Origin of the sequence: Arsenicibacter rosenii (genome assembly GCF_001870735.1) — a bacterium.
Lineage (GTDB): Bacteria > Bacteroidota > Bacteroidia > Cytophagales > Spirosomataceae > Arsenicibacter > Arsenicibacter rosenii.
The window spans coordinates 59,947-85,259 of record NZ_MORL01000013.1; the positions used below are offsets into that span (position 1 = coordinate 59,947).

The 25,313-nt window shown below is 51.0% G+C and carries 23 protein-coding genes; 10 read left to right on the forward strand and 13 right to left on the reverse strand.

Annotation, left to right across the window (positions count from 1 at the left end):
• Positions 1–41 precede the first annotated feature (41 nt).
• From folE to BLX24_RS20335, 6 genes are all read right to left on the reverse strand, one after another.
• Positions 42–782: a GTP cyclohydrolase I FolE gene (gene folE, locus BLX24_RS20310; RefSeq protein WP_071505031.1), complete on the reverse strand. Its 741-nt coding sequence runs from the start codon at positions 780–782 to the stop codon at positions 42–44.
• Positions 742–1,242 carry a 6-pyruvoyl trahydropterin synthase family protein gene (locus BLX24_RS20315; protein ID WP_229201856.1) on the reverse strand — a complete coding sequence of 167 codons (501 nt, stop codon included), beginning with the start codon at positions 1,240–1,242 and terminating at the stop codon, positions 742–744. The genes folE and BLX24_RS20315 overlap by 41 nt, the downstream gene beginning before the upstream one ends.
• A gap of 310 nt (positions 1,243–1,552) precedes the next feature.
• Positions 1,553–3,115: a RagB/SusD family nutrient uptake outer membrane protein gene (locus tag BLX24_RS20320; RefSeq protein WP_071505032.1), complete on the reverse strand. Its 1,563-nt coding sequence runs from the start codon at positions 3,113–3,115 to the stop codon at positions 1,553–1,555.
• 41 nt (positions 3,116–3,156) lie between these two features.
• Complete coding sequence (locus BLX24_RS20325; RefSeq protein ID WP_374755011.1) at positions 3,157–6,237, reverse strand: SusC/RagA family TonB-linked outer membrane protein; 3,081 nt, start codon at positions 6,235–6,237, stop codon at positions 3,157–3,159.
• Positions 6,238–6,676: 439 nt separating this feature from the next.
• Positions 6,677–8,395 (reverse strand): GMC family oxidoreductase, encoded by a 1,719-nt coding sequence (locus BLX24_RS20330; RefSeq protein WP_071505034.1) that lies wholly within the window; start codon positions 8,393–8,395, stop codon positions 6,677–6,679.
• 63 nt (positions 8,396–8,458) lie between these two features.
• Positions 8,459–9,094, reverse strand: a complete 636-nt coding sequence (locus tag BLX24_RS20335) for a gluconate 2-dehydrogenase subunit 3 family protein (protein WP_071505035.1) — start codon at positions 9,092–9,094, stop codon at positions 8,459–8,461.
• 135 nt (positions 9,095–9,229) lie between these two features.
• On the opposite strand from BLX24_RS20335, the gene BLX24_RS20340 reads away from it, so the two are divergent.
• From BLX24_RS20340 to BLX24_RS20370, 7 genes are all read left to right on the forward strand, one after another.
• Positions 9,230–10,117, forward strand: a complete 888-nt coding sequence (locus BLX24_RS20340) for a 3-keto-disaccharide hydrolase (RefSeq protein ID WP_071505036.1) — start codon at positions 9,230–9,232, stop codon at positions 10,115–10,117.
• 15 nt (positions 10,118–10,132) lie between these two features.
• Positions 10,133–10,810: a class I SAM-dependent methyltransferase gene (locus BLX24_RS20345; protein ID WP_071505037.1), complete on the forward strand. Its 678-nt coding sequence runs from the start codon at positions 10,133–10,135 to the stop codon at positions 10,808–10,810.
• An 80-nt stretch (positions 10,811–10,890) separates the two neighbouring features.
• Positions 10,891–12,105 (forward strand): sugar MFS transporter, encoded by a 1,215-nt coding sequence (locus BLX24_RS20350; protein ID WP_071505038.1) that lies wholly within the window; start codon positions 10,891–10,893, stop codon positions 12,103–12,105.
• Positions 12,106–12,274: 169 nt separating this feature from the next.
• On the forward strand, positions 12,275–14,284 hold the full coding sequence (gene ispG / locus BLX24_RS20355) for a (E)-4-hydroxy-3-methylbut-2-enyl-diphosphate synthase (protein ID WP_071505039.1): 2,010 nt from the start codon (positions 12,275–12,277) through the stop codon (positions 14,282–14,284).
• 206 nt (positions 14,285–14,490) lie between these two features.
• On the forward strand, positions 14,491–14,679 hold the full coding sequence (locus tag BLX24_RS20360) for a DUF6728 family protein (protein ID WP_071505040.1): 189 nt from the start codon (positions 14,491–14,493) through the stop codon (positions 14,677–14,679).
• Positions 14,676–15,041: an MmcQ/YjbR family DNA-binding protein gene (locus BLX24_RS20365; protein WP_071505041.1), complete on the forward strand. Its 366-nt coding sequence runs from the start codon at positions 14,676–14,678 to the stop codon at positions 15,039–15,041. Before BLX24_RS20360 ends, BLX24_RS20365 begins: the two co-directional genes overlap by 4 nt.
• 70 nt (positions 15,042–15,111) lie before the next feature.
• Positions 15,112–15,663 carry a tetratricopeptide repeat protein gene (locus tag BLX24_RS20370; RefSeq protein ID WP_071505042.1) on the forward strand — a complete coding sequence of 184 codons (552 nt, stop codon included), beginning with the start codon at positions 15,112–15,114 and terminating at the stop codon, positions 15,661–15,663.
• A gap of 63 nt (positions 15,664–15,726) precedes the next feature.
• Here BLX24_RS20370 and BLX24_RS20375 read toward each other — a convergent pair whose 3' ends face one another.
• The 3 genes from BLX24_RS20375 to BLX24_RS20385 all read right to left on the reverse strand — a co-directional run bounded on the left by BLX24_RS20375 (position 15,727) and on the right by BLX24_RS20385 (position 18,123).
• Positions 15,727–16,917: a thioredoxin family protein gene (locus tag BLX24_RS20375; protein WP_071505043.1), complete on the reverse strand. Its 1,191-nt coding sequence runs from the start codon at positions 16,915–16,917 to the stop codon at positions 15,727–15,729.
• Positions 16,918–16,953: 36 nt separating this feature from the next.
• Positions 16,954–17,295 (reverse strand): gliding motility protein GldC, encoded by a 342-nt coding sequence (gene gldC, locus BLX24_RS20380; RefSeq protein ID WP_071505097.1) that lies wholly within the window; start codon positions 17,293–17,295, stop codon positions 16,954–16,956.
• A gap of 69 nt (positions 17,296–17,364) precedes the next feature.
• Positions 17,365–18,123: a DUF4197 domain-containing protein gene (locus BLX24_RS20385; RefSeq protein ID WP_071505044.1), complete on the reverse strand. Its 759-nt coding sequence runs from the start codon at positions 18,121–18,123 to the stop codon at positions 17,365–17,367.
• Positions 18,124–18,284: 161 nt separating this feature from the next.
• On the opposite strand from BLX24_RS20385, the gene BLX24_RS20390 reads away from it, so the two are divergent.
• Genes BLX24_RS20390 through BLX24_RS20400 form a run of 3 tightly spaced genes read left to right on the forward strand, consistent with a single transcriptional unit; the run spans position 18,285 to position 21,497 of the window.
• Positions 18,285–19,559, forward strand: coding sequence for a competence/damage-inducible protein A (locus BLX24_RS20390; protein ID WP_071505045.1), 1,275 nt, complete (start codon positions 18,285–18,287; stop codon positions 19,557–19,559).
• A 3-nt stretch (positions 19,560–19,562) separates the two neighbouring features.
• On the forward strand, positions 19,563–20,924 hold the full coding sequence (locus tag BLX24_RS20395) for a dihydrolipoamide acetyltransferase family protein (protein WP_071505046.1): 1,362 nt from the start codon (positions 19,563–19,565) through the stop codon (positions 20,922–20,924).
• Positions 20,925–20,966: 42 nt separating this feature from the next.
• Positions 20,967–21,497, forward strand: coding sequence for a 5' nucleotidase, NT5C type (locus BLX24_RS20400; protein WP_071505047.1), 531 nt, complete (start codon positions 20,967–20,969; stop codon positions 21,495–21,497).
• A 58-nt stretch (positions 21,498–21,555) separates the two neighbouring features.
• Here the strand turns inward: BLX24_RS20400 and BLX24_RS20405 are convergent, their stop codons facing one another.
• The 4 genes from BLX24_RS20405 to BLX24_RS20420 form a co-directional block, all read right to left on the reverse strand.
• The gene (locus tag BLX24_RS20405) at positions 21,556–22,353 is read right to left on the reverse strand and encodes an acyl-CoA desaturase (RefSeq protein ID WP_374755012.1); all 798 of its coding nucleotides are present in this window, start codon (positions 22,351–22,353) and stop codon (positions 21,556–21,558) included.
• Between the two features lie 107 nt (positions 22,354–22,460).
• On the reverse strand, positions 22,461–23,126 hold the full coding sequence (locus BLX24_RS20410) for a DUF4159 domain-containing protein (protein ID WP_071505048.1): 666 nt from the start codon (positions 23,124–23,126) through the stop codon (positions 22,461–22,463).
• A 199-nt stretch (positions 23,127–23,325) separates the two neighbouring features.
• Positions 23,326–24,027 carry a 16S rRNA (uracil(1498)-N(3))-methyltransferase gene (locus BLX24_RS20415; RefSeq protein ID WP_071505049.1) on the reverse strand — a complete coding sequence of 234 codons (702 nt, stop codon included), beginning with the start codon at positions 24,025–24,027 and terminating at the stop codon, positions 23,326–23,328.
• Positions 24,028–24,097: 70 nt separating this feature from the next.
• On the reverse strand, positions 24,098–25,312 hold the full coding sequence (locus tag BLX24_RS20420; RefSeq protein ID WP_071505050.1) for a vWA domain-containing protein: 1,215 nt from the start codon (positions 25,310–25,312) through the stop codon (positions 24,098–24,100).
• Position 25,313 lies beyond the last annotated feature (1 nt).

A 25,313-nucleotide genomic window follows, 5' to 3' on the forward strand; every position in this document is an offset into this window, starting at 1 on the left:
GCCGAATCAGCAGCCTTCTCAACTCAATAACTAATATCCCGTTACAAGGTTGCGTTCATACCCGAAATATACCGCAGAAATTCCTGCCGGGTAGCTTCTTCTTCAAACTTGCCGTGGTAGGCCGCCGTAACGGTCGAGCTGTGTACGTCGCGTACCCCCCGTGTCGATACACACAGGTGTTTGGCATCGATGATAACGGCTACATTTTCGGTCTCCAGTACGTCTTTGAGCTCGTTGGCAATCTGTACCGTCAAGCGCTCCTGCACCTGAGGACGTTTAGCATAGTACTGCACAATCCGGTTAAGCTTCGACAAACCGATAACCTTTCCGCTCGAAATATAGGCGACATGCGCCTTTCCGATAATCGGGACAAAATGGTGTTCGCAGTACGATTGCACCAGAATATCCTTTTCAACCAGCATTTCGTTGTACTTAAACTTATTGTCGAACAAGGTCGGCTTCGGCTTGTTGGCCGGATTCAGACCGCTGAACGCCTCTTTCACGTACATTTTTGCCACACGACGGGGTGACCCTTTCAGGCTGTCGTCGGTCAGGTCGAGGCCCAGGATATTCATAATCTCCCGGAAGTGTTCGGTAATGAGTTCAATTTTATGGTCATCGTCCATGGCAAAGGCGTCTGGACGCATAGGCGTTTCAATCGACGTAGCAGCGTGTGACTCGCCAATTTCTTCGGCATGGAGATCGTCAACAAGCTCAAAATCATTGTGCTTGCCGTTACCGTTAAGCGGCCGGGTATTCAACAAAGTTCCGTTCGGTTTCATATAGTCTGATTTTGAGATCCAGTGACGGATCTAGCTGCTCACGTAGAATTTGGTAGATAACGATGGCAATGTTTTCGGCCGACGGGTTCAGATCTTTAAACTCTTCGGTATCCAGATTGAGATTTTTATGGTCAAAACGGTCAAGTACAAACGTTTTGCTTATGTCACTAAGTACTTTCATGTCAATGACATAGCCCGTTTCCGGATCAACCGGCCCGGTGACCTGCAGAATCAGGTCATAGTTATGCCCGTGGTAGTTGTAGTTATTACATTTACCATAAACACGCTCGTTTTTTTCGTCTGACCAGTTCGGATTATTGAGCCGATGGGCTGCGTTAAAATGTTCTTTCCGGAAAACAGCTACTCTCGGCCGCGAGTCTGCGGCAAAGGGTGTATGTTCCGCTGCATCTGCGAACGGTTTCAGATAACCGGTCGTATCTGCCTGATTTGGTTCAATCATGTTTTGTTAAGAACTGACGTTCAGTTCGCATGTCGTTACAAAGGTTGTGTACAACACATGCAAGCCGTGGGGCAGGTGGCCATTTCCGCCCAGGGAATGCGATTGCTACCCCTACTAACACCAGGGTCGGCTTTTTTGTTTAATCTTTTCAGAAAAAGATTAAACAAACTAATCTATTTCTCTCATATAACGACGAATCCTCCTTGTTTCGTTCCCGGATAGCTGCATTCGACCGGCTCAATAGGGGCAATAAAAAACCCGGCAGCTGAATCAGCTGCCGGGTAAAATAATCTTCTTATCAGATTAGAAATTAGTTCGGGTACCCCGGATTCTGTGGTTTCAGGTTCGGGTTGTTCAGCATTTCCTGACGCGGCAATGGAAGCAGCAGGTGTTTTGCTTCCAGCGCTTTGTTAGTACTCAGGTTAATGTGTCCTACAAAGTTGTCGAAGCCTTTCGTTGTCTCATTGAATACCTTGCGTAAACGTACCATATCGAACCAGGTAAGCTGCTCATAGCAAAGTTCATACCAGCGCTCCCGCCATACAGCTTCGCGGAAACTTGCCTGATTGAACGTACCTAGTGCAGGAGTTGTCAGCTGGGCACGGTCACGGATTTTTTTCAACGCATCGTATGCTGCCTGGTTCGGGCCACCTACTTCGTTTTGTGCTTCAGCATACAGTAACAGTGTTTCTGCGTAGCGGATCATCGGCACGTTCAGGTTATTCAGACGGGTACCTGCAACACCTGATGTTCCGTTGGCAATCCGGTTAAAGTGTTTGAACACATACGGAGCTCCCAGTTCAAACCGCGCACCGGTACCATTCGTAAAGTACGTGGTGTAGAAGTAGCCATCCTGATCCTTCGTCCGGAGGTCACCTCTCTCATACGAGTTGTAGAATGACGACGTCGGTACCGAGCTCCCCGTTCCTGTAGGACCGTTGTAGTTAATCGGCTTAAAGTTACCATAGAAGTTATCCATTGGATTACTTGCCACGGTAGCGTTATACTGCAACTGGAACAAATGCTCAAGCCGGTTTTCTGTCCGCTCGCTGTGCACATCTTCGTAAGTTGTGAACAGGTTGATTGTGCCCGGGTTAGCATTGGCGTATGTAATTACCTCCAGTGCTTTATCGGCGGCCAGTTTATAGTGTGACGCTCCTTTGTTCAGCGGAAAACCAGCCATTGTCAGGTATACTTTTGACAATTGTGTTTTTACCGCAGCCAGGTTCGCACGACCGCTTAAATCCATCCATGACAGGCCTGCACTCTCAGCTGCCAGCAGGTCTTCTACGATCAGCTTGTAAATCTCTTCCTGCGAAGCCCGCGCCGGACGGAAATCTTCCGACGTTGCTGTCTGCGGCTTAGTAACCAGCGGGATATCTCCCCACAGACGAACAGCTGTAAAATAAGCCCATGCACGGAGGAAGCGGGCCTCTCCCAGAATTTTCGTTTTCTGAGCGTCCGGCATCGGCGTAATTGGCGGCACTCTGTCCAATACCAGGTTAGCCTGAGCAATTACCCGGTACAGACCGTTCCAGTAGTTTACCACATGTATGGTATTGCCATCATGTGACATACTGTAGAGGTTGTTAAGGTCAGAGTTCTGGGCCGTTTCAGTAGTCGACGTTCCGGTCATCGCTTCGAGAAGCTGCCAGTTCGACGAGAAGATATTGGCACCATCACCGATAAAACGCATGCTGGCATAAACCGAAGCCAGCCCGGCTTCTGCGTGGTCAGGAATGGTATAGAAACTTGAGGTTGTCAGGTTAGATGGAGCGCGTTCATCTAAAAAGTCCGTACAGCCAACAGGTCCAAGCAAAACAGCGCCGAAAAGGGCAGCAGTACCTGCTCGTTTAATGATATTTAACTTCATGTTGAGAATCTCTTTTGAACGTTAATGAGTTTCGTGATCGATTAGAAAGCAACCTGTAAACCTAACATGTAGGTTGTAGGCTTCGGATAGTTGTGCCAGATCATACCCTGAGAGAACGCGCTGTTGCCGTCACCCTGGTTGGTCGGTGTTACTTCCGGATCACCAACAATCGGATCTTCCACTAACAGGAAGAAGTTCTGTGCACTGGCATACACCCGGAGTTTACTCATCTTCAGGCGGCTTGTCAGCTCGCTTGGGAATGTGTATCCAACCAACAGGTTACGGCCACGCAGGAACGAACCATTTTTAATCCAGTGGCTATCCACGTTTGTTACATAACCGGCACGTGTTTCACGGATTTCAGCAATCATGGTATTCTGATTCTGCGGTGTCCATGCGTTCAGTACCGATGAGTAGCTGTTAGCCAGCGCCTGACGGTCTTCACTTGGGTGCAGGTTCATCAGCATAACATCGTTACCATACATGAACTGCAATTCCAGCGTAGCATCAAAGCCTTTGTAACGGAATGAGTTTGTCATAGCACCCCATCCTTTCGGGCTACCGTTACCGATAATGCTGCGGTCAGCGTCCGTGATGGCCTTATCGCCGTTAACATCAAGATATTTGATATCGCCCGGCAGCATAGTCAGGTTGTTCCGGTAGCTGGCAAACTTAGCAGCCTCTTCGCGCTCGGCTTCGCTCCATACGCCCAGACGGGTCAGACCCCAGAATGAACCTACCGGCTCACCTACGCGGATCACGTTTGTCGGGTTTGTAAAGTTAGGACCACCTACGTTAAAGATATCAGACGGCGTTGCCAGTGAAAGCACTTTGTTCCGGTTCAGCGACAGGTTGAACGATGTGTTCCAGCTGAAACCGCCACGGTCAATATTAACTGTGTTCAGACCAAATTCAAAGCCCTGGTTCTGCATTGAACCCACGTTCCGGCGGATTGTACCGTAACCGCTCGTGCGTGGAACCGGTGCATCAAGAAGCATGTCTGTTGTCTTACGATAGTAATAGTCAGCTTCCAGTGTTACACGGCCTTTCAGGATACCAACTTCAACACCGATGTCAGCCTGAGCTGTTTTTTCCCAGCGCAGATCCGGGTTGGCCAGACGGTCAATACCAGTACCACCTACGCGGGTATCGTTATAAATTGTTGAATAGTTAGAGCTTAACAGGGCCAGTGATGAATACGGCGGAATTTCCGAGTTACCCGTCAGACCATAGCTGGTACGTAATTTCAGGTTCGAAATCAGGCTGTTGTTTTTCAGGAAGCTTTCTTCAGATACACGCCATGCAAACGCTGCCGACGGGAAGAAGGCATACTTGTGGTTAGCACCGAATTTCGACGAACCGTCCATACGACCGGTTACCGTAAACAAATACTTCTCCATCAGGCTGTAGTTAACCCGGCCAAAGTATGAGTTAAAGGCAAAACGCGATGCGTTTGACGATACCTGCGGGTTTGTAGCCCCTGCACCCAGGTTATTAAACCCGAAGTAATCCGTCGCAAAGTTCTGTACAGTAGCCCCCATGCTGAAGAAGTTGGTTTCCTGCCACGACAAACCTAATAAAGCCGTTAAGTGCTGGTTATCACGAATCTGCTTGTTATAAGTCAGGTAGTTTTCCAGTGACCAGAAGCTTTCCTTACGGTTCCGCGTTGCGGCGTTACCTAACTGACCAGGGTTCAGTGTACGGGTTTGTGATTCGTTGTTTTCCTGCGTTAAAATGTTAACCCCCAGAACTGTACGCATTTCAAGCCCTTTCGCAATATTGATGTTGCTATACAGGCTACCTAACGTTGTCTGCGTATTCAGGATATACCGGCGATCCATCAGGCGGTGCATAGAGCTGAACGTACCTTCCGCACTCGGGTAATCCCGGTTGCTGGCATAGCGGCCATCTGCATATTTAACCGGCAGGAACGGGAAATCTTCCACAATCTGACGGGCAACGGCGTCATTGATGTCGACTAAGTTCTCCGTCTGGTTGTTGTAGCTCAGTGTACCACCGACTTTCAACCATTTTTTGATTTGATCATCAATCGTGAAGCGGCCCGAATAGCGTTTCATGTACGATGTTTTGATCAGACCCTGATCGTCGCGGAAGCCCAGGGATAACGAGTATTGTGTGCGTTCGTTACCACCGCTGAAACCTAACTGATGGTTCTGAGACAGCTTGTTCTGTGTTGTTTCCTTAAACCAGTCTGTATCGTACAGTGGGTTCAGGTTCGCATCGAATACACCAGGGTAAGCAGCGCTGTACGCTTTTCTCCGGGCAATCGGATCTAAGCTTGTATACTTACCCGCAGCCCAGCCAGCCGGGTCATATTTCTTAATGTTTGCGTAAGCCAGATCTTCCGTAGCCAGATACTCTTTCGCATTCAATACGCGCGGCCGGTTTGGTCCGATTGTATTTACGCTGAAATCGGCGTTATAGGTAACCATACCTTCGCCGGCTTTTCCTTTCTTAGTTGTAACAAGGATAACCCCGTTGGCACCGCGGGCACCGTAGATCGCCGTCGACGAGGCGTCTTTCAATACTTCGATGGAAACAATGTCATTCGGGTTAATGTAATCAATTGCCGAACTGAATTGTGCCTGGTTACCTTGCGGCAACATTACACCGTCAACCACATACAACGGGTTGTTTGACGAGTTAATCGAGCTGAAACCACGGATACGCACCGTTGTACGACCACCGGGACGGCCCGAGTTATTGTTTACCTGTACACCCGGCATACGGCCTGCCAGCGCCTGGTTCAGCGAAGCAGCAGGGCGTTCCTGAAGCTGGGCCTGTTTTACACCTGCTACGGCACCTGTTAAATCGGACTTCTTCTGCGTACCGTAACCGATTACAACGATCTCGTCGAGCATTTTGTTATCGGCCTGCAGCGACAGGTTAATCGCCGACTGGTTACCTACCGGTACTTCCTGTGCCTTGTAACCTACAAATGAGAAGACAAGTGTTACATTCCCATCCGGTACATCTAAGCGATACTGGCCGTTCGGATCCGTTACAGCCCCTCTAGTGGTCCCTTTAATAACAACACTTACACCCGGCAGCGGCGCATTGCTTTCGTCCGTCACTTTACCGGTAATCGTTCTGTCAACCATGTTAACAGAAACCGTTGTGGCTTTAATGGCTAATTCTTTGAACTCTGTTCCTTCTGCGTAAGAGAAGCCTGTACAGCATAATGCTATTAGCAGTGGGGTTGTAGACAAGCTCACCATCCTGCGAGGCAGAGAACGTGATCGTAATGGTTTTACCATAAGCTTGAGTTGCCGGCTAACCGACAGTTTAGGTTTATTAACAATTGAGCGATAAGAAGATTATTTGTTAATAAACCAATCCCGTTGCTTTAACTACTCATCACTTTTTAATCTTTGTCAAAAAATCTGCATTTTTAGTAAAGATTGCACACAGCATTAACAGCCCCATAACATTATAATAACAATATATACAACTGAAAATCAACAATTTAAACTAAACAGTAAGACATTAAAAAAGGGATGCAACTTTTGCATCCCTTTTTTAAAAAACAATTAAATAATATTACAAATTCTGTTTTTTCAGCTCTCTTACTGCAAAATCTGCGGCTCTCGCCGTTAATGCCATGTATGTAAGCGATGGGTTTACACAGGATGAAGAAACCATGGCTGCACCATCAGTAACGAACACATTTTTAGCCCCCCAAACCTGATTATTGCCGTTCAGGACCGACGTTTTCGGATCACGCCCCATACGGGCGGTTCCCATTTCGTGGATACCGATGCCTGGATTTTTCGTCAGGTCATTGCGGGTTTTAATGTTTTTCGCCCCGGCAGCTTCCAGCATGTTCGCCGCTTCGTTCATCATGGCAATCCGCATGCGCTGTGCGTTTTCGCCCCAGCCCGAGTCGAACTCAATGACCGGCAAGCCCCACTTGTCTTTCTGATCAGACAGCCGCATCCGGTTGTTCGAATCCGGCAAGGTTTCGCCGAAGCCCCCAATGTTGAACGTCCACTTGCCAGGCTCAGTCAGGGCTTCCTTAAAGTCAGCGCCAAAGCCTTTCATACCGGCACCCCGCTCCCAGCCCTGACGGCTGCCGCCGCCCTGGTAGCCGAAGCCACGGACGAAATCACGTTTGTTGTCATTACCCCAGTTGGCAAACCGCGGAATGTAGATCCCGTTACCGCGACGGCCGTAGTAGTAGCTGTCTTCCATGCCTTCGAACTCACCCGATGCACCCGCGTTCAGGTGATGGTCCATAATATTACGGCCCAGCTGATCGGAGTCATTGCCCAACCCATTCGGGAAACGCTTCGATTTCGACTGCATCATGAGCCAGGCGGTATTAATAGCCGACGCATTCAGGAACAGAATCTTCGCGTAATATTCGTGGTGTTGTTTCGTGTTCTGATCGATCACGCGGACCCCTACCGCCTTGTTGAGCTTGTCGTCGAAAATAACCTCGTAGGCAATCTTATCGGTAACGATGGTCAGACGGCCGGTTTTGGCAGCGGCCGGCAACGTTGCCGACTGGGTGCTGAAGTAAGCGCCGAACGGGCAACCCCGGCTACACAGGTTCCGCGACTGACACTGTGCCCGGCCCAGATCCGTGTGGATTTTGGTTGGTGAGGTCAGAATGGCCGGACGGCCGATGGTCATATGGCGGCCCGGGAAATGGGTTTCAATCGCTGATTTTACTTTTTTCTCAGCGCAGTTCATTTCCATCGGCTTCAGAAACTCACCGTCGGGCAACACATCCAGCCCTTCTTTCTGACCGGATACGCCCACAAAGCGTTCTACGTACGAATACCATGGGGCAATGTCTTTGTACCGGATCGGCCAGTCAACGCCGTGGCCGTCTTCGAGGTTAGCCGTAAAGTCGCGTTCGTTGAAGCGGTAGCTCTGGCGGCCCCACATCAGCGAGCGGCCACCGAGGTGATACCCCCGGATCCAGTCGAACGGTCGTTTTTCGAGGTATGGGTTTTCCTTATCGTTTTCGAACAGGTAGCGGGTTGGTTCGTTGGCGGTGTAGCCGGTCCGGACACTGGCCCAGTATTCTTCCCGCGCGATGTTATCCACGCGGCTGCGGTGCAGAAACTCCCACGGATCTTTCATGGCCGTTTCATAGCCCGACACGTGTTTGAGGTCGCGGCCACGCTCCAGCATCAGCACCCGCAAGCCCTTTTCGGTTAATTCTTTGGCAGCCCAGCCGCCGGAAATGCCTGACCCTACCACAATGGCATCGTAGGTCGCGGCTTTTTTGGCATCTATATTAAGGTACATGTTTCTGTAGTTAAAGGGGGTTGTCTGATTATACGGCGCCGGGTCGGGTAACCCGGGTCAGGGCTAGGTTGCCCAGGCTTTCTGGCCTTTTTCGTATTTCACGCAACCTTCATAACGGCCGGGAATGGCGATATACCGCAGCGCTTTGGTCGCGCCGATTTCGGATGAAAAGTAACCCAGCAGGGTCAGTTCTTTCGTCAGCGGGAAGAACGGCACCGGCGGATCCGACTTTTTCTTTTTCTCTTCCTTAATCTGACCGGTTTCGGCATCAACGTCTTTAGCTTTGGCCGCCTGACGACTGGCTTTGGCTTCTTCTTCGGCAGCGGTTTCAAACTGCGTCAGAATCGCGTGCTTCTGCTCGTTCGAAAGTGCAACAAACGATTTACTGTACGCCTTCTGGCTGGCTTCATCCACCGCAACTAATCCTTTACGGAAGTGATCCTGCTGTTCGGGGCTGTAACAGTCTTTCACCATCAGTTCGATAAACGGACCGACCCCGGCAGCTTTAGCTCCGGGTGTTGTCGTAGTCGGGATGATGGCTTCGGCAATATCAGCCAGCATCGTTTGCTGATCTGCCGTCAGCGAAAAGGTAGACGGGGCGGCTTTTCCCGGCTCGCGCAGGATAGCCGCCATGGTTGGGGCCGACAGGGTACTGCCCATCAACAACGCTACCCGTTGTAAGGCATCTCTTCTGTTCAAGTTAAAGTAGATTTAAATTGTGATCGACTCTTATACGCTTATAAGGCAAATAGTTCAGCGTTTTACTTACTTTATTGTCTCACCTGCGGGCAAACCTGATTTCGTTTGACCTACCAAATTACTCCATTTTATTCTATGAAAAAATCATTTTTGTCACTTATTCTGTCCTGCCTCAGCCTGTCTGCCCTTTTTGCTCAGTCCAGCGCGAAGAAAGAAGACTGGCAATCGCTCTTCAACGGTAAGGACCTGACGGGCTGGGATATCAAAATCGCCGGCCAACCGCTGAACGACAATTATAAAAATACGTTTCTGGTCGAAGACGGCATGTTGCGGGTTAGCTATAAGGAATACGACAAGTTCAATGATAAGTATGGCCACATCTATTATAAAACGCCTTACTCCCACTACCGCATCCGGTTCGAATACCGTTTCCAGGGAGATCAGGTACCCGGCGGTGCTAACTGGAACGTACGCAACAGCGGGATTATGTTTCATTCCCAGTCGGCGGCAAGCCTCACGTTTGAGCAACATTTTCCGGTATCGCTGGAGATGCAGCTGCTGGGCGGTCTGGGGAAAGGCCCCCGACACACCGGCAACCTCTGCTCACCCGGCACCATTGTCGATATGAACGGCAAATTTGCCAATGCGCATTGCATCGACTCAGATTCTAAAACATACGACGGGGATCAGTGGGTTAAGGCAGAAGCCATCGTGCTGGGCGATTCGGTCGTTTATCACCTCATCGACGGAAATACCGTACTCGCCTACCAGAACATCCGCATCGGCGGTACACTCGACGGCGATTTCCGGAAAATGATGAATATCGCCAATGCCGATGCGTGGGCTCCCAAACTGAATACACAGCTGAGCGAAGGCTACATCGCTCTCCAGGCCGAAAGCCATGCCATTGACTTCCGTGGCATCGAGCTCCTCAACCTGAAAGGCTGCATGAACCCCAGGGCGGTTAATTATAAAGCGTATTATGTTAAACACGATCCTTCGGCCTGTAAATTCCGGAGGTAAACAACCACAAACCACATGAGTCATATTGATTTCCAGCAAGTTGCTCAGCAATTACGGCAACCCGAGGGCGAGATGGGCCGCGAAGTAGGCCAGAAAATGAACCGGAGCAACGCGTTTATGTACGAGCTGACGATGAGTCACCTCGATCTGCAGCCCGGTGAGCGCTTACTGGAAATCGGTATGGGCAACGGCCACTTTACCGGCGAGCTCCTCGCGCCGCAGCCCACGGCAACCTTTGACGGCTGCGATTTCTCGGCAACCATGGTTGCCGAAGCGACCGCTCTGAATCAGTCTCTGGTTGATGCCGGACGGGTACGGTTTCATCAGACCACGGCCGACCGGCTCCCGTTTGCGGATCAGTCGTTCGACAAAATTATTACCATCAACACCATCTATTTCTGGGAAAATCCGGCCGATGAGTTACGCGAAATCCGGCGGGTGCTGAAGCCGGATGGCCTTTTTTTCATCGGAATCCGTACTAAATCCAGCATGCAGCTGCTCCCTTTTACCCAATACGGCTTTCATCTGTATGATTCGGCCGAGCTGGCAGATCTGCTTAATACGCAGGGTTTTGTCATTGAGTCGGTTATCAAGGAAGAGGAACCGGCACACGGTATCGCCGGCGAGGTATTTAACATGGTAACTATTCTGTTAAAAGCCCGACGACCAACGATTATTGGGGCGTTGCAGTGATAATACCGTCGAAATCCTCTATTTTCATGGTTTCATTTCGACGTATTTTTAAATCAACGTACTCAATTACTTACTCTAAAATGGTTTCATCTCCAAAACCTCAAACCAGCAATAGCTACATCGGGCCATTGCTGATTATCGGTGCCCTGTTTTTCATTTTCGGCTTTGTCACGTGGGTGAACAGCGTGTTGATCACGTTCTTCAAACAGGCTTTCAGCCTCAATAACCTGCAATCCAATCTGGTGGCGTTTGCCTTTTTTATTTCTTATACGCTGATGGCCATTCCGTCGTCGGCGGTCTTGAAAAAGACGGGCTTCAAAAACGGGATGTCACTGGGCTTGCTGACGATGGCCATCGGTACACTGATCTTCGTACCGGCCGCCAAAGTAGTTTCGTATCCGCTGTTTCTGGTTGGTTTGTTCCTGATCGGGATTGGTCTGACAGTGCTTCAGACAGCCTCTAACCCCTACGTGACTATTCTTGGTCCGCGCGAGAGTGCGGCCCAGCGGATCAGCTTCATGGGGGTTGCCAACAAACTGGCCGGTATCTGTAGCCAGCTGGTGTTTGGCAGTATCCTGTTAAGCAGCGGTTCGGCGAACCTTGACAAGGTGGTAACCCCTTACCTGATCCTGACCGGCGTACTGGTTGTGCTGGCCATGCTGATCCGTTTCTCAACGCTGCCGGAGGTTTCCGAAGAGCAGGACGACGACGATACCGCCAGCGAAAAAACGACCTATACCAGCGTATGGCAGTTTCCGAACCTGGTGCTGGGCGTTCTGGCTCTGTTCTGCTACGTAGGTGCCGAAGTCATTGCCGGTGATACTATTATCAATTACGGTACGGCAATCGGGTTCTCAAACGAAGAAGCCAAGCACTTTACGTCCTACACCCTGGCCGGTTTGCTGGCCGGGTACCTGCTGGGTATTGTGCTGATTCCGAAATACATTTCGCAGACAACAGCCCTGCGATTCGGCTCTGCCCTGGCCATCGTGCTGACGGTTGGCGCGCTGCTGACTTCCGGCTTCTATTCCATTCTGTGTATTGCCCTGATGGGGTTTGCTATTGCCCCGATCTGGCCGGCAGTCTGGCCGTTAGCCCTCAACCGCCTCGGGCCATTTACCAAAATCGGCTCAGCCCTGCTGATTATGGGCATTTCAGGGGGAGCCATTTTACCACTGGTACACGGCTACCTGACCGACGTAACGGAGTTCAAAAACGCCTACGCGCTGTTGCTGCCGCTTTTCGGCGTTATTTTATACTACTCACTGGCTGGCTATAAAAAGACCCGCTGGTAATCGGCCGGCTTCCCGGAAACGGCAGGCAATCGCCCACGTTTCCGGGAAGTTCTCCCCTCCGCTCCCGAACAATTCTCAACCGATCCGGGTTTTAGATCTAGACCAGAATACCGCTTGGCTTCGGCTTTTTCCGTACCTTTGCCGGATAACGAACCTGGTTCTGTTAGGTATGCCCGACACATTGTTGACATCGCCCGCCGAGGCACTCATTCCCGCTCTTTACGCTCCCTCACTTACCGAATATATTCGCCGGAAAACGGTTACGGTTACCGTTGGCGACGTACCACTTGGCTCTGATTTCCCGATCCGGGTGCAGTCAATGACCACCGTTGATACCATGGATACCATGGGCTCTGTGGAGCAGTGTATCCGGATGATCGACGCCGGGTGCGAGTACGTCCGGATTACGGCTCCCAGCGTGAAGGAAGCGCAAAATCTCGAAAACATTCGTAAAGAACTACGCCTGCGCGGGTACAACACCCCGCTTGTGGCCGATATTCACTTTACGCCCAACGCCGCCGAACTGGCCGCACGGATCGTCGAAAAAGTACGGATCAATCCCGGAAACTATGCCGACCGGAAACGGTTTGAGCACATTGACTATACCGATGCGTCCTACGCGGCTGAACTGGAGCGCATCCGCGAAAAATTCCTGCCGCTGGTCCGGATCTGTAAAGAATACGGTACGGCCATGCGGATTGGTACCAACCACGGTTCACTGTCGGACCGGATTCTGAGCCGCTACGGCGATACCCCCGTCGGCATGGTCGAGTCAGCCCTCGAATTTCTGCGCATCTGTGAGGACGAGAATTATTACAATATCGTCCTGTCGATGAAATCGTCGAATCCGCAGGTAATGGTTCAGGCGTATCGGTTGCTGGTCCAGCGTCTGGCCGAAGAAGGGTTGAAGCCTTACCCGCTGCACCTCGGCGTTACCGAAGCCGGAGAAGCCGAAGATGGCCGCATCAAATCAGCCGTCGGGATCGGAACACTGCTCGAAGATGGCCTCGGTGATACTGTCCGCGTTTCCCTGACAGAAGAGCCGGAATTTGAAGTACCGGTCTGTAAAGCGCTCATCGACCGGTATACACACCGTTCTGCAACGGCTCAGCCGATTGCGCCGCTATCGTCGGCCCTTCCGTACAATCCGTTTCAGTATAGCCGCCGCATCACGCATGAGGTGGCTAATTTCGGCGGGAGTAATGTACCCCGTGTCATCGCTGATTTCAGCCATCAGCCGGTCACAGCACACGAAGACCTGAAATCGATCGGGCATTTTTACCTGCCCGTACCCGATAAGTGGCGCATGAACGACCTTGGCGCAGACTACATTTATACCGGCGGTACCCCGGCAGCCTTTATGCTGCCTAACGGCCTGAAAGAAATTCAGGATTACGCTGTCTGGCAGCAGTCTGCCGATCAGCAGAACAGCTTTCCGCTCTTAACGGAAACTGACTATCTACAGGCCCGCAACCAGCCGTATGCGTTGCAGCCGAGGCTGAATTTCGTACGGATATCCCCGGAAACGGTATCACAGGACTTGTTTGAGGCCGTCAAAGACGCCACAAACGTGGTCCTGCTGACCGAAACAACGAACACTCATGCCATGCCTGCCCTGCGCCGGTTGTTTATCGAGCTGGCCAGTCAGCAGATCACCGCACCGGTGGTATTGGTTCGTGGCTTCACCCATGCTTCCGACGATGATCTGACGCTCTACGCCGCAACTGACTTCGGAGGGTTACTGGTAGATGGCTTCGGCGATGGCGTTATGCTGACGACATCGGCCGGGACAACAGCCGACGAACAGAAACAATATAACAGCGTTTGTTTTGGCATTTTACAGGCCGCCCGGACGCGGATCACCAAAACCGAATACATCTCCTGCCCGTCGTGTGGCCGGACATTGTTTGACCTTCAGGAGACTACGGCCAAAATCCGGCAGCGGACCGATCACCTGAAAGGGGTTAAAATCGGGATCATGGGCTGCATTGTAAACGGTCCTGGCGAAATGGCAGACGCCGATTACGGCTACGTGGGCATCGGCCGTGATAAAATTGCGTTGTACCGCGGGCAGCAGGTTATCAAAAAATCGGTACCGGCCGACCGCGCCGTAGACGAACTGATTGAGCTGATCCGGGAAGACGGCCGCTGGCTGGAACCCGTTGCCGCCGAAATCTAGTTCATAATACAGGAACCGGTCGCTAGTCTTCACGACAGAACTGTACAAGCTATACGGCTGTTGTAAAACTATATTTCAGTTTACCACATAGCCTCATAGAAAACATAGCTTATTACACCTTATGTGCTTTATGTGGCTATGTGGTAAAGAAAAAGTCACTGGTTAAAGCAAGGTTTTATTAACCTGCGTAATTCAATTTGTTGACAATGAACAAGTTTGTTGATTACTTTAAAATAGGGCCGGTATTTACCTATTTCATCCGTGTGTTCCGGAAACCGGACCCGAACGCCCCGACAAGTCAGAACCTCCGTATGATGCATGGCATCAACCGGATTTCGATTGTCATGTTCCTGTTTTGCCTGATCGTCATGATCGTTAGAGCCTGTACCCGATGAACATTGAATCGCTGCGGGAATACTGCCTGAGCCGGCCTGCTGCTACGGAATCCTTCCCGTTTGGCGAGACAACGCTGGTGTTTAAGGTTGGGGGTAAAATCTTTGCCCTGACGGATATTGAAGCTAAACCCTTACAGGTCAACCTGAAGTGTGATCCGGAACTGGCCGCGCAGCTTCGGGAGGAGTTTGATGCAGTGAAGCCGGGCTATCACATGAATAAAAAACACTGGAATACCGTCGTCATCGACGGCGGGATCCGCGATAGCCAGGTCCGCGAATGGGTTGACCATTCGTATGAGCTCGTCCGGAAGAGTCTGCCGAAAGCGATTCGCGACAGCCTTGAGGCAGAAACCTCTGAATAAAACCCGTCTAACGCTGTTTATTTAGCCTTTAAACCCGTATTTTCGTAGGCTTGCCTGAACAACCGACCGCATGGAAATCTCGCTTATTTTTCTGCTTTATTTCGTTTATCTGGTCATAAGGTACTTCACGATGGACCATGATACACCTGCCGAAAAGGACCGTGTCCGTTTTGAAAAAGGCATCGTGCTGCTACAGCAACGTGATTATGAAGGGGCGTACGACTACTTTAATCAGGCCGTCAGACAAAACCCTAAATCAGCCCTTGCCTATGCCTGTCGCGGCAAATGCCAGCTGGCCCTGCAGAATCATTATTCTGCCATCTACGATCTGACGCAGGCCATCAACCGCGACAATACCCTTGCCGACTGCTACCTGGATCGCGGAATTGCGTATTATACCGTAGAACAGTACCAGGATGCCTTCCGGGAGTTCGACAAAGCGGTCTGGCATTTCCGTGGTGAACAACCGGATGCGTACCGCTGGCGCGCCATTGCGCGGCTACAGCTCAGTCAGCATACCCAGGCCGAAAGCGATCTGAACCGCGCGGTCATGCTCGGCGATGAAAACTCCGCCTTCATGCTTCAGCAACCACCGTTTATGCGGGGGATGGTTAATCAGTAAAATGTGGCGGACCGCTCAGCCATATAGCTAAACAGCCCGCCACTTACATGCGTTTCCGTTTATTTACTTCAGCTTACTCAGCTGCGTCATATTCCGCTTCGTATCCATTTTAGCCGTTTTGGCCAGCTCCATTGATTTCTGAGCGGCCTTCAGTCCATCCGCTTTTTTGCCGGCCCGGCGCCAGGCTTCTGCCTGCTCGTAATACAGGTCAGCCTGCTCATTGGTGGTCGGTTTCATGCCCAGCGCCTTGTTACTCCATTTAATCACCGTCGGAACATCCGTTGCATCAGGGCTGTTTTTGTTAAAGTACCGGCAGATATAAATGAATTCCGGTACAGTCAACGGTGCCGTATTGGCTTGCTTATCCATCCGGGCCGTCGCTTTCTCCGTCTGTTTAGCGCGGAAATACGCCCCGACTTCAGGTAAAAGCGTACGGTTTGCCGCCACCTGCGGAGTAACACCGATTTTCACCAGCTGATCCCTGATCCGCAGAATCCGCGAGGGCTCATAGCGGCCGGCACGGCTGCAATACAGTGACGACATAATGATGTTTTCGGCTACATCATGAACCGGTTGAGGCCCATACTGCTTGTATGCCCCCTGATTATTGATAAAATACACCGCCAGCGGGTTATCTGAATCCATAATCAGCTTTTGCAGTACCAGCCAGTTGGTCTGATTCGCGTAGGTACTCACGGGCTGCTGTTTGGCATACGCCTCCATCGCTTTCAGATTGCCGACTGTATCGGTCGTCACCTTGGCAAACATACCGTAATCGATCAGGAAATTGGCCGCCCGCTCTCCTTTATCGAAGCGTTGCCGGAACACCTGTGCGCGGTTCTTAGGATCAAGGGCCACATTCCCATGCCGGATAACCTCATCTGCCGAGTTATTACTCATCGCATAATGAATCAGGTTCTGCTGCCCGTCGAAATACAGAAACAGCGGCAGCGAAGGCACATATAACCGGTGAGCTTTCAGCCAGTCCTGGGTTGACTGACTCATCAGTTCCAGCTTTTTACTGACAAACTTTTCGTTGTAAAACTTACCCACCCTAGGGTCAGCCAGTGTCGGCATAAAGCTCTGACAAACATGGCAGTCCGGCGAATAGATTTCAACAAAAACCGGTTTTCCGGCGCGGCGGGCGTTCTGAAAAACCTGATCAATTGATTCAGACCGGAAATCAATTCCTTTCTGAGCAAACCCCGTCGTAACCGAAAGCAGTACGACAAAAATCCAGTTCAGTTTATTCATTAGAAGCGTTCTCAGACAGGTCTACGGCTTAACAATTTATTTCTGACGGCGGATTTCGTCCTGTACCCGACGGCTTAAGACCTTACAAAGGCTTAAAATATCGTCGGCCATGGCCTGATCGCCGGTGGCATTGGCAATATTTGTGGCTAATCCATCCATCATTTCAATAGCAAAGCGCTTCATATCAAACACCTCCATGTCTTTGGTCCAGAGTGCGATCTGCAGCGTACTGTTATGGTAATGATCCCAGACCCCGATGGCTACCGCGCGCGAGTCGCTCAGGCCTTCGTTCGGGTTTTCGGTAGCGTCCCAATAGATTTTTTCAGGGACGTTTTCATTATCTAATTCGATGGTAAAATTGATTTCTGACTTTTTCATAAACACAAAAGTAAAAAGGAACGCGGACATTCCTGCCCGCGTTTGCCATTACTCGTCCGGATTACGTACTTATTGCGCCCCGAAAACCTTTTTCAGCAGTTCGGTAATCCGTGCCTGCGGATTTTCACGGATCTGCTTTTCTTCCTGGGCTACCAGCAGGAAAAGCCCGTCAACGGCCTTATTGGTCGCATATTCGGTCAGGTTCGGATTTTCTTTTTTCACCAGTGGCAGTTTATTGTAGGCGTTTACCAGATCGGCGTAATATTTCGTTGCGTTATTTTTCTTGAGCGCCCCATCAATAATCGGCGTAAACCGCGTTACCAGCTCTTTACCGCTGGTTTTGCGCAGATACTGGGTGGCAGCATCATCCTGTCCTTTCAGAATCTGAACGGCATCCGGAATCGTCATTTGTGTAACGGCGTTCAGGAAGACAGGCTTTGCCTCCTTTGCCGCATCCTCAGCGGCTCGGTTCATCGACAAAATAAACTGATCGACCTGAGGACCAAGGCCTATCTGCCGTAGCCGGGCCTCTACTTTCTGCGCCTCCGGCGGGAAGGCCAGTTTGATGAGCTGGTTTTTAAAGTAACCATCAACGGCAGATGCCTGATCTGAGCCCTTGCTTACTCCTATCTTCAGGGCCTCCTTTAACCCCTGACCAATTTCGTTGGTAGTCAGCGATCCGGAACCGGATGAGACCGCCTGTGAAGCCTTTTCCAGGAACTTGCCGAACTTGTTTAGTCCGCTTTCTTTTTTCGTTGAGTCCTGAGCACTTACCTCATGGATACCAATCAGGCTGCCAAAGGCAACAAACCAAATAATCTTTTTCATCGCACCGAATGATTTTTACTACCTTTGAGACGGGCAAAAGCCCGTAAAGGTTTAACGAAAACTTAGCTTTTATCCGTGAAATAGGGAAAAAAATATGGTTTAACCCACGATTGCAGACCTTAACCACCCTTTTTCGGTATCACTTTTTCTGTTTATTACACATGGCGGCTAGCATACGCGCCGAAGTTATAACGATAGGCGACGAAATTTTATTCGGTCAGATCACAGATACAAACACCCAGTGGATCGGAACCGAGCTCACAAACATTGGCGTCCGGGTGACCCGCAAATCGTCCGTCGGCGACCAGGCAGACGCCATTCTGGCCATTCTGACCGAAGCCCACCAACGGGCCGATATCATTATCCTGACCGGCGGTCTGGGACCGACGAAAGACGATATTACCAAACAAACCCTTTGCAGGTACTTTAATACGGAACTTGTCCTGAACGAACGGGCCCTTGCCTTTGTGACGGCTTTCTTTGAACGACGCGGCCGTGCCCTGACCGACATCAACCGTACGCAGGCGTTTCTGCCTGCGAATGCTACTTACATCGAAAATAACTGGGGAACCGCCCCCGGGATGTGGATCGGGCACGAAGGGCGAGTATATGTTTCGCTGCCGGGGGTGCCTTTCGAGATGAAAAACCTCATGTCGCACGCCATTCTGCCGCGGCTGAAAGCCCATTTCAACCCTCCCGTTATCAAGCATAAAATAATCCGGACGGTCGGCATCGGAGAGTCGTTTCTTGCCGAACGTATCGAGGCCTGGGAAGATGCCCTGCCGGCCCATATCCGGCTGGCCTACCTGCCCTCGTTCGGGGGTGTCAAACTCCGCCTGACGGCAACCGGCAACGACGAAGCGCTGCTGGATCAGCAACTGGAAGCCCGGGCCGCTGAAGTGCTGCCCCTGATCGAAAAACATGTCTACGGCTATGGCGACGACGAAATCGAAGCTGTTGTGGGCCGTATGTTACAGGAACAAAATCTGAGCCTCGGCATCGCTGAAAGCTGCACCGGCGGACACGTATCGGCGACGATTACTAAAGTACCCGGCGTTTCAGCCTGTTTCTGGGGTAGCATCGTCAGCTACAGCAACATGGTAAAGGTAAAGCAACTGGGCGTCCGGCAGGAAACACTGGACAACTTCGGGGCGGTCAGCGAACAGACCATTATAGAAATGGCGGAAGGTGTTCGGCGGGCACTTGATACCGAGATCGGAATCGCGACCAGCGGCATTGCCGGTCCGGGCGGCGGGACCGACGAGAAACCGGTCGGCACCATCTGGATTGCCTGTGCTACCCCCCAACGCACCGTTACACGGCTCCTGAAACTGGGGCCCTACCGCGAACAGAATATCCAGCTGACGACTATGTATGTGCTGAACCTGCTCCGCGAAGAACTGTTAAGCTTATCAAACAAACGTACAAACCAATAACTTATGGCCCTCGTTGACATGGTGATGCCCCAAATGGGCGAAAGCATTATGGAGTGTACGGTCATTACCTGGCTTAAAAAACCGGGCGACCGTATTGAAGCCGACGAATCAATTCTGGAAGTTGCTACCGATAAAGTAGATACTGAAGTACCCGCCGCCTATGCCGGCATTCTCAAAGAAGTGCTGTTCTCGGAAGGCGATGTCATTGCCATCGGGGCTACAATTGCCCGCATCGAAACCAGCGACAGCGTTGCAGAAGCCCCGGCCAGTCAACCCGCGCCGGCACCGGTACAAGCCGACGCCGAAACATCGGCCGAAGCTGCCGCGCAGGACCTTGAAGCAAGCATTCTGGCGATGAGCACCCGGCCGGCACCCGCTACGGCTGCCCCTGCTGCCGAGGGCCCTGTGTATGCCAACCGGTTCTATTCCCCCCTGGTGCAAAGCATCGCCAAAGAAGAAGGTATCAGCCGCGAAGAACTGGACCGCGTACCCGGTTCCGGTGCCGAAGGCCGGGTCACTAAACAGGACATATTGACCTACCTCAGCAACCGTCAGACGGCACCGGCTCCTGCTCCGGTTGCTAAGGCAACCCCTGCCCCATCACCGGCTCCGGGCGTTATTGCGGCCCCGAAAGTACCGGCGGCATCGTTGACCGGCCAGTCGGATATTATTCAGATGGACCGGATGCGGAAAATGATTGCGCAGCGCATGGTCGAGTCGAAGCAGATTTCGCCGCATGTGTCTTCCTTTGTTGAGGCGGATATGACCCCGGTGGTGCAATGGCGCACTAAGGTGAAAGATGCCTTTAAAAAGCAGACCGGCGAAGGACTTACGTTTACACCCATCCTGATCGAAGCCATCGTAAAAGCCATCAAGGACTTCCCGATGATCAACGTTTCGGTCGAAGGTGACAACATCATTGTCAAAAAATCAATTAATGTCGGCATGGCGGTTGCCTTACCGAGTGGGAATCTGATTGTGCCGGTTATTCACAACGCGGATCAGTATAACCTTGTCGGGCTGGCGAAAAAAGTAAACGATCTGTCGAACCGGGCCCGCGAAAACAAACTGACAGCCGACGATCTGTCGAACGGTACCTATACGGTATCAAATATCGGGACCTTCGGCAACCTGATGGGTACGCCCATCATCATGCAGCCACAGGTGGCCATCATGGCTTTTGGTGCCATCGTCAAAAAACCGGCCGTGATTGAAACTCCGCAGGGCGATCTGATCGGGATCCGCCAGATGATGTTCCTGAGCCACTCATACGACCACCGCGTGGTTGACGGCTCACTCGGAGGCCGGTTTGTACGCCGCGTTGCCGATTATCTGGAGCAGTTTGATCTTAACCGGCAGTTCTGAAACTGCTTCGAAAACCTGCCTTAGAAAGGTAGTGTCACTGTTATGAAAAAAAAACGTATTGCGATTGACATGGACGATGTGCTGGCGGACACCAACGGCAAATTCGTCGATATTTACCTGGCGGGTGAAGCGCCCCGTTACACCGTGGACGAGCTGAAAACCCAGTCTTTTCATGAACTGCTGGATGAGCACGAATTCAATGCCCTGCTTCAGCACGTGTATGAACCGGGCTTTTTCCGCGACATTCGTGTGATGCCCGGCGCTCAGGAAGCCATTGAGCGGTTATCGGAACGGTATGAGATTTTTGTTGCCACGGCCGCCATGGAATTCCCCAATTCATTCCGTGATAAATATGACTGGCTGGCCGAACATTTCCCGTCGATTCACTGGCGCAATATCATTTTCATGGGCGATAAAAGTGTCCTGAACACCGATTACCTGATTGATGATCTGCCCCGCAATCTCGTCACCTTTCAGGGTGAAGGATTGCTGTTTTCGGCGGTTCACAACCGGACGAACCAGGAGTTCCGCCGCTTTGATACCTGGCCTGAGATTGAGCGTTATTTGCTGTAAATAGTTATAAACAGACAAGGCGGATCTACGATCCGCCTTGTCTGTTTATGTCGTTTGCTTATTGTACTTCTACAACCCGCTCGTGCCCAACTTCGCGCTCATGCTCTTTGCCTTTTTCAGGGGCAATGCGGATGATGTTGAGTTTGTCCAGAACGCGGATAACCGGATAAGTCGGATCGAATTCCCACCAGCGGGCGCCGAAGTTCGCATCGTTTGGCCGTTTGTGGTGGTTATTCTGGAACAGCTCTCCAAGCATCAGCAGGTCAAAAATCAGTGAGTTACGTGATTTATCGTGGTTATCGAAGTTCTGATAGCCGTATTTATGACCACTCCAGTTAACGATTGCTCCGTGGATCGGGCCCATCAGGAAGTGAATCGGCAGCAGGAAGAAGAAAGCCCAGTGCATATCCAGATACAGATAGGCAAAAATGTAAAACAAGGAATACAGAGTACCCCAGGCTACCCGTGACACCCATGAATCACCAATCTTTTCGATAAATGTCCAGTGTGGATAATTCCGGTCGAAATGCTTTGCAATGGGCGCACGACGGTGTAAAACGGCATTATAAATATCTTTTGTCTTCCACATCATCTGAAACACGTTCGTAGAGTTATGCGGAGAATGAGGATCTTTAGGTGTATCGCTGTAAGCGTGGTGCATACGGTGAAGCACAGCATACGCGCGCGGGCTCAGGTATGACGAACCTTGCGACAGGTAGGTCAGGAAATAAAAGAAGCGCTCCCAAAATTTACTCATCGTAAACATTTTGTGTGCACCATAACGATGTAAGAAAAATGTTTGGCAAAACAGGGACAAATACCAATGCCCGGCTAATACTACCAATACAACAATCACAGTAAAGTATATTTAAGTTTAACAATCCAACTAACTAATCTCTACAAAAATAAGGAATTATCCAAATGTTTTGCCTGGTTATGGCTAAAAAAGATGGTTAAATCCAACTATTCGACCACCGTTGTCGCATACTGCAACAGGTTAGCCCCCATACGCAGCGCCAGTTGCCGGAGGTTTTCGGGGTCATTATACACACTCTGGTCTTCCCACCCGTTGCCGAGGTCACACTCATACGAGTAAAAACAAACCAATCGGCCCTGATAAATCAGTCCGAAGCCCTGCGGTGCTTTCCCGTCGTGTTCATGCACTTTTGGCAATCCGTTCGGAAACTTGAATTTCTGGTTATAGACCGGATGATTATAAGGCAGTTCAACAAAGCTCAGCTCCGGAAACACTTTTTTCATCTCACGGCGGATAAATTTATCCAGCCCATAATTATCATCAATATGCAGAAAGCCACCCGACAGCAGGTAGCGGCGCAGGTTCTGCGCTTCAGCATCCGAAAAAACGACGTTGCCGTGGCCGGTCATGTGTATAAACGGGTACGAATAGATATCAGGGCTACCAGGCTCCACAATGTCTTCTTCCGGAAAGATATTCATGCGCAGGTTCTGGTTTGCAAACCGGATCAGGTTGGGCATGGAGGTTTTATTGGCATACCAGTCGCCACCGCCGCTGTATTTCAGCTTGGCGATTCTGTAGGATGCCTGAGCCAGCACCGAACCAACCGCCAATAGCTGTAATCCGATGAGCAAACACACTATTCTTTTCATGAGGTTTAGCTGCTTTTACTGTCTTATGGATAATGATGATTAAACAAGGGAATAACCTGTCATCTACTCAATAAAGGCCCCGTTTTTGTCATTAAATATACTCCGGAAAACGGAATTTCGGGCAAAACTCCTGTTTACTTTATATACACAGGTATACGTATAACGATTCAGACCCGGCATACATTGCCGGACAGAGACCTTACTGATTCAACAGGTTCAGCATCTGACACGCGGCGAGCGCGGCGGTCTCCGTCCGGAGCCGGTTAGGCCCCAGCGTAACCATCCGGAATCCGGCCTGTAAAGCCTGCTGAATTTCCTGCTCAGCAAAATCCCCCTCTGGTCCGATCAACACCGTGTATATTTTATTTGTTTGCGCCGCCCGAAATAAATGGGAAGGTATTTCATGGTCGGGCAAATGGGCGAGAAACCGTTGCCCTTCATCCGATACGGATGCCAGTAACTGCTTAAACGAAACCGCTTCATCGATCCGGGGCATCCAGCTCTGTAAGGACTGTTTCATGGCCGACACCGCAATTTTTTCAATCCGCTCGGTTTTCAGCACCCGCCGCTCGGAATGCTGGCTGAAAAAAAAACTGATCTGCTCAATGCCAAGCTCCACGGCTTTCTCGACAAACCATTCGATCCGGTCCAGATTTTTAGTGGGGGCTACACAGATCCGGATCGAGAATGGCCGCGCCGGGGTTATTTTTTCCTCTGTAATCCGGAATGCGCATTGCCGGTGATCAGCTTTCGTGATCACGCCCGCAAATTGCCGGCCCTGGCCGTTGGTGACCAGAATTTCGTCGCCCATACCCAACCGGAGCGTTTTTACGGCATGACGCGAATCATCTTCCGTTAAAGCAGCAATCGTTGGGGCTTCAGGTTGGTAAAAAAGATGCATAGAGACAAAAATAAGCGGTTTTCCGATTTAAGCCGCCTTTTTGCCGGTTTGAACGGCATGGATCTGACCGTTAATTCCCGTCGAAGGTAATTTTGGGATTTTTGAGGCAGCGCATAGCCTGCTCGATCCCGTTGAGTGTCAGCGGGAACATCCGGTTGCCACACCATTCCCGTAGTAGCTGGATGCTGTGCGTGTATTTCCAGTATCCTGCAATCTCCGGATTCAGCCAGACCAGATGTGGATACTGCGCTTTAAACCGATCGAGCCAGACAATGCCCGCCTCCTCATTGTAATGCTCGACACTGCCTCTGGCGTGGGTAATCTCGTAGCTGGCCATGGAGGCATCCCCCACAATAATCACTTTGTACTCCCGGTTATAGGTATTAAGCACATCCCGGGTCGGCACCCGGTCGCGCCGGCCGTCGCCGCGTTCACTCTGGTTGTTCTGCCAAAGGCTTTCGTAGATGCAGTTATGAAAGTACAGAAACTCCAGGTGTTTGAACTGATAGCGGGCCGCCGAAAATAACTGATTGCATAATTCAATATGCCCGTCCATCGATCCCCCGACGTCGAACAGCATCAGTACTTTTACCTGATTTTTCCGCGACGGGCGCAGCTGAATATCCAGCAAACCGCCCTGCCGGCTCGTTTCGGTGATGGTCCGGTCAATATCCAGTTCATTGTCTATACCTTCGCGCGTCAGAATACGCAACCGCCTCAGCGCCATTTTCATGTTGCGCGTGCTGAGTTCGACATCGTCTGCGTAATTCCGGTAAGCACGTTGTTCCCAGATTTTCACCGCATTGCCGTTTCGCTTGCCGGTTTTATCCATGCGGAAGCCTTCCTGCGCCTGCCCCTGTATACCAAAAGGCGATGTACCGCCGGTTCCGATCCATTTATTCCCGCCCTCATGCCGTTCGTCCTGTTCCAGCAAAAGTGCCCGCAGTTTTTCCCAGAGTTCGTCAAGCCCCCCCATGCCGGTTAAAGCGGCTTGTTCGTCGTCCGTAAGCTGCCGGTTCAAGGCCTCTTTCAGCCAGTCGGGGGGAATTTCCGGTAGTTCCTCCCTTAGCTGCTGTTCTACGCCGTTATACCACTCTCCGAACACCCGGTCAAATAAATCAAGGTGTTGTTCGTGTTTTACCAGGGTTGCTTTACTGAGCGCGTAAAAATCGGTAACCGACGTGACACCAATCGCTGAGCGCAGGGCATCCAGCAGCGTCAGGTATTCGGATAAGGTTACGGGTATGCCGTGCTGTCGCAGCAACAGAAAGAAGGTGAGAAACATG

Coding starts and splice junctions, on each gene's coding strand:
- folE (WP_071505031.1), bottom strand. CDS start 782: ATGAAACCGAACGGAACTTTGTTGAATACCCGGCCGCTTAACGGTAAC.
- BLX24_RS20315 (WP_229201856.1), bottom strand. CDS start 1,242: ATGATTGAACCAAATCAGGCAGATACGACCGGTTATCTGAAACCGTTC.
- BLX24_RS20320 (WP_071505032.1), bottom strand. CDS start 3,115: ATGAAGTTAAATATCATTAAACGAGCAGGTACTGCTGCCCTTTTCGGC.
- BLX24_RS20325 (WP_374755011.1), bottom strand. CDS start 6,237: ATGGTTGACAGAACGATTACCGGTAAAGTGACGGACGAAAGCAATGCG.
- BLX24_RS20330 (WP_071505034.1), bottom strand. CDS start 8,395: ATGTACCTTAATATAGATGCCAAAAAAGCCGCGACCTACGATGCCATT.
- BLX24_RS20340 (WP_071505036.1), top strand. CDS start 9,230: ATGAAAAAATCATTTTTGTCACTTATTCTGTCCTGCCTCAGCCTGTCT.
- BLX24_RS20345 (WP_071505037.1), top strand. CDS start 10,133: ATGAGTCATATTGATTTCCAGCAAGTTGCTCAGCAATTACGGCAACCC.
- BLX24_RS20350 (WP_071505038.1), top strand. CDS start 10,891: ATGGTTTCATCTCCAAAACCTCAAACCAGCAATAGCTACATCGGGCCA.
- ispG (WP_071505039.1), top strand. CDS start 12,275: ATGCCCGACACATTGTTGACATCGCCCGCCGAGGCACTCATTCCCGCT.
- BLX24_RS20360 (WP_071505040.1), top strand. CDS start 14,491: ATGAACAAGTTTGTTGATTACTTTAAAATAGGGCCGGTATTTACCTAT.
- BLX24_RS20365 (WP_071505041.1), top strand. CDS start 14,676: ATGAACATTGAATCGCTGCGGGAATACTGCCTGAGCCGGCCTGCTGCT.
- BLX24_RS20370 (WP_071505042.1), top strand. CDS start 15,112: ATGGAAATCTCGCTTATTTTTCTGCTTTATTTCGTTTATCTGGTCATA.
- BLX24_RS20375 (WP_071505043.1), bottom strand. CDS start 16,917: ATGAATAAACTGAACTGGATTTTTGTCGTACTGCTTTCGGTTACGACG.
- gldC (WP_071505097.1), bottom strand. CDS start 17,295: ATGAAAAAGTCAGAAATCAATTTTACCATCGAATTAGATAATGAAAAC.
- BLX24_RS20385 (WP_071505044.1), bottom strand. CDS start 18,123: ATGAAAAAGATTATTTGGTTTGTTGCCTTTGGCAGCCTGATTGGTATC.
- BLX24_RS20390 (WP_071505045.1), top strand. CDS start 18,285: ATGGCGGCTAGCATACGCGCCGAAGTTATAACGATAGGCGACGAAATT.
- BLX24_RS20395 (WP_071505046.1), top strand. CDS start 19,563: ATGGCCCTCGTTGACATGGTGATGCCCCAAATGGGCGAAAGCATTATG.
- BLX24_RS20400 (WP_071505047.1), top strand. CDS start 20,967: ATGAAAAAAAAACGTATTGCGATTGACATGGACGATGTGCTGGCGGAC.
- BLX24_RS20410 (WP_071505048.1), bottom strand. CDS start 23,126: ATGAAAAGAATAGTGTGTTTGCTCATCGGATTACAGCTATTGGCGGTT.
- BLX24_RS20415 (WP_071505049.1), bottom strand. CDS start 24,027: ATGCATCTTTTTTACCAACCTGAAGCCCCAACGATTGCTGCTTTAACG.
- BLX24_RS20420 (WP_071505050.1), bottom strand. CDS start 25,312: ATGTTTCTCACCTTCTTTCTGTTGCTGCGACAGCACGGCATACCCGTA.